We start from the raw sequence: 3,806 nt of genomic DNA, 5'->3' as shown, positions 1-3,806 counted from the left end.
ACCACCCCCGTTCCCTCCACCGTGAGCCCCGGCACGCCATGTGTCCGGGGCTCCGGCCATCGCGGCGCCAGGCACCGCCGGCAGGCGTGTTAGAGACGCCGATCAACGCAGCCCAGGTCTTGATCCACATTTCGGGCACCTCATAGCGTCAGGATGGTGGAAATGACGCACCGACCCGCCACCCGGGTCATCTGTCTGGACGCTGCCCACCGCCTGCTTCTTCTGCGCTGGCGTGATCCGTTCGACGGGACGTGGCTCTGGGAGCCACCCGGTGGCGGTATCGAGCCAGGCGAGACGCCGCTGGTAGCGGCGCGACGAGAGCTGACCGAGGAAACCGGACTCGACCCGGCCGCGGTGCTTGCCCGGTCTGTGCCGGTCGACCGTGATGTTCGGTGGAACGGCAAGCGGTACGTCGGGCCGGAGCACTTCTTCGTCGCGCGGTTCGCCGACGAGCAACCATCGCTCGTGCGGACCGGCCTGCTCCCCGACGAACAGGTGAACCTCGACACGCACGTCTGGATCAAATGGTCGGATCGGAGCTCGCTGCCAGACCCGGTTGAGCCGCCACAGTTGCTGGCCGTGCTCGGCACCCTGGTGCCCGACGGTCCGTGGCGTGATCGGGATCGTGCATGACGGGCGGTCACAGCGCCAGCCGTACGCGGGTGAGTTGAACGGTTGCCCCATAGCGGAGGCCCGACCCGGTTCCGGCGTGGTTTCCTCGGCGGCCGCCCGCCCGGGTGCGGCCGCGAGCCGCCGGTTCCCCCTGTTGGACGTCAGGACCACCGTCGCCAGGGCAACATGACAGAACATCAGGAGCTTTTGGCGGCGGAGAAATCCGGCAAAGCCCGGTTGTCAGTGTCGGCTGCAAGACTGCCCCGCATGACCCAACCGAGTCCGAAAGCCGATCTTCTCCGATACCTGCAAGACGGGCGCGACAGCCTGTTGTGGAAACTCGACGGGCTCTCGGAGTACGACATCCGGCGCCCGATGACGCCCACAGGAACGAACCTGCTGGGGCTGGTCAAGCATGTCGCCGGCGTGGAGCTGGGGTACTTCGGCGACACGTTCGGGAGGCCGTTCTTCGACGGGGAGCCGCCGTCCTGGTGGTACACGCGGGATCCGGAACTCAACTCGGACATGTGGGCCACTGCGGATGAGTCGCGAGACGACATCGTGCGGCTGTACCACCAAGCCTGGGAGCACTCCGACAGCACGATCGCGATGCTGCCGCTCGATGCGACCGGCCGCGTCCCGTGGTGGCCCGAGGAGCGCAGCGAGGTGACGCTGAACCACATCCTGGTACGCGTGATCTCCGATACCCAACGGCACGCCGGGCACGCCGACATCCTGCGCGAGCTCATCGACGGGTCCGTGGGATACCTGCGGAACAATGACAGCCTGCCGCCGGGCGACCAGGCATGGTGGCAGGACTACCGGAGCCGTCTGGAGCGCGTGGCCCGGGAGGCAGACAAGAGCTGACGCCGCCGCGCTGCCGCCGGCTCCGGCAGTCCCGGCGGCAACTATGGGCGCGGGCAAGGCACAGATCCGAGCGGCGGCGCCAGTTCTCCGGGTGAGCAAAAGCGGCCCCGTTATCCGTCTCCGGACAAGGAGGCGACGTACCGCCTGCTCCCCTAGGCTCAAGCGCGCGCAAGGCCCGGCCGGACGCCCGCATACCGGGTATGAAGAGAGAAGGCCGCCGCGCCCGGCGGAGTCCCGGCCGGTGCACAACAGCCCGTCCCGCGCAGCCCCTTCTCGAACGGAGCCGACATGGAGTATCCGGACCCCGCCGCAGTGCCCGCCGACCTGCGCGATGCCATCGTCGCGCACGGTTCGCTGAACATCTTCTGGATGGTGATGCACTCACCGAACCTGGCACCGGCCCTGCTGGGCCTCGGAGACGCCATCCTGCAGCACAACTCCCTGCCGGACACGCTGCGCGAACTCGCCATCGTGCGCGTCGGCTATGCCTACGAAGCCGCCTACGAGGTCCACCATCACGAGAGAATCGCGCAGCTGGTGGAGCTGAGCCCCGAAGCACTCGCCGCCGCCGAAAGCGGCTCCGCCGACAAACTCTCCGGCCCCGAAGACGCCGTACTGGACGCCACGAACCAGCTCCTCGAGCGGCACACACTGGATGAGGACACACGCGCCGGACTCCTGGCGTTCCTGACGGTCAACCAGCTCGCAGACCTCGTCATGACCGTGGGCTTTTACCAACTCATCTGCAACTTCCTCAAGACCTTCGAGGTGACACCGGAGGGCGAACCCCGCTCCCCCCACAGCCAGGAACCCCCGGCCGCAAGCCCATCCCCCGGCTGAGCCTGCCCTTGGCCCACAGGTCAGCGTTCCGCCCAGCTCACTCGTCGCGCTTGCGGGGCCTCGTGGACTGATCGCGGCCCCCGCGCGGATGCCACAACCGCAGCCACACGTCCCGGGCGTGACGCCCCGCCTCCGTGCGGCTGCGCGCCACCACTTCGCGGGCCTGGTCCGCCGTCTCGACCATCGGACCGGAGCCGCGCAGCGGCTTGCCGGCGGTCTCGTGCAGGAAGAACGTCGACACGAGGCCGATCACTCCGGCCACCATCAGGTAGAAGGCCGGCACCAGGGTGTTACCGGTCTTCTCCACCAGGAAGGAGGCCAGCAGCGGAGTGGTGCCGCCGAAGAGGGAGACGGACACGTTGTAGGCGATCGACAAGGCTCCGTAGCGCAGCCGGGTGGGGAACAGGGCCGGCAGCGTCGCCGCCGCCGTACCCGCGAAGCAGACCAGGAGCAGCCCCAGAATCACGCAGCCGAACGCGGGCAGCAGGATGCCGCCGTTGCGGATCAGCAGGAACGCCGGGATGGCAAGGATGATCATCGCGATGCTGCCGCCCATGAACATCGGGCGTCTGCCCCACCGGTCGGAGCTGCGGCCCACCACCGTGATGGACAGGGCCACCAGCAGCATGGTGCCGAGGACCAGCAGCTGCGCCGTCGTGTCGCTCTCGCCCAGGGTCGCCGTCATGAACGTGGGCAGATACGACGTGACCATGTAGTTCGTGACGTTGTAGAGCAGCACGAGGCCCATGCAGATGAGCAGCGCCTGCCAGTGCCGGGTGAAGATCTCCTTCAGGCGGCCGTGGCCGGACTGGCGGGCCTGCTCGACGGGGTCCTCGTCCTCCCCCTCCCCGCCCTCCGCCTGCGCCTGTGCCTGCGCCTGCGCGGAGGCGGTCTCCTGCTGGAAGGCCGGGGTGTCCTCCAGCTTCAGCCGCATGTACAGGCCGATCAGCCCGAGCGGCCCTGCGATGAAGAAGGGAATGCGCCAGCCCCAGCTCTCCAGGCCGTCCGATCCCAGCGTCAGGGTCAGCACCGTCACCAGGCCCGACCCCAGGGAATAGCCCACGAAGGTCCCGAAGTCCAGCCAGCTGCCCAGGAATCCGCGCCGCCGGTCGGGCGCGTACTCGGCGATGTAGGTGGTGGCACCGGCGTACTCGCCGCCCGTGGAGAAGCCCTGAACCAGTCGGCACACGAGCAGCAGCAGCGGGGCGGCGAACCCGATCGAGGCATACGTGGGCAGCAGACCGACCGCGAACGTACTCGCCGCCATCATGATCATGGTGGCGGCAAGGACCTTCTGCCGGCCGATACGGTCCCCCAGCGGTCCGAACACCAGACCGCCCAGCGGACGCACCAGGAAGGCCGCAGCAAACGTGGCGAACGTGGCGACCACCTGCGCGCCGGGCGAGCTGGAGGGGAAGAAGACCTTACCGATCGTGCCCGCCAGATAGGCGTAGACGCCGAAGTCGAACCACTCCATGGTGTTGCCC

The 3,806-nt window shown here is 68.4% G+C and carries 4 protein-coding genes; 3 read left to right on the top strand and 1 reads right to left on the bottom strand.

Features of this window, described 5'->3' with window-relative positions; translation table 11 throughout:
• Positions 1 to 162 precede the first annotated feature (162 nt).
• From ACQKIP_RS42375 to ACQKIP_RS42365, 3 genes are all read left to right on the top strand, one after another.
• On the top strand, positions 163 to 633 hold the full coding sequence (locus tag ACQKIP_RS42375; protein WP_365853682.1) for an NUDIX domain-containing protein: 471 nt from the start codon (positions 163 to 165) through the stop codon (positions 631 to 633).
• Between the two features lie 246 nt (positions 634 to 879).
• Positions 880 to 1,479 (top strand): DinB family protein, encoded by a 600-nt coding sequence (locus tag ACQKIP_RS42370; RefSeq protein ID WP_365853684.1) that lies wholly within the window; start codon positions 880 to 882, stop codon positions 1,477 to 1,479.
• A 288-nt stretch (positions 1,480 to 1,767) separates the two neighbouring features.
• On the top strand, positions 1,768 to 2,319 hold the full coding sequence (locus ACQKIP_RS42365; RefSeq protein ID WP_427745446.1) for a carboxymuconolactone decarboxylase family protein: 552 nt from the start codon (positions 1,768 to 1,770) through the stop codon (positions 2,317 to 2,319).
• A 37-nt stretch (positions 2,320 to 2,356) separates the two neighbouring features.
• Here ACQKIP_RS42365 and ACQKIP_RS42360 read toward each other — a convergent pair.
• Positions 2,357 to 3,806: MFS transporter (locus ACQKIP_RS42360; RefSeq protein WP_427745444.1), on the bottom strand; the 1,450-nt coding region annotated here is incomplete at its 5' end.

Origin of the sequence: Streptomyces sp. NPDC059900, assembly GCF_050270335.1 — a bacterium.
In the GTDB taxonomy this organism is placed as follows: Bacteria; Actinomycetota; Actinomycetes; order Streptomycetales; family Streptomycetaceae; genus Streptomyces.
Note: the sequence above shows the minus strand (reverse complement) of the source record. Positions and strands in the feature narration are given on the sequence as shown.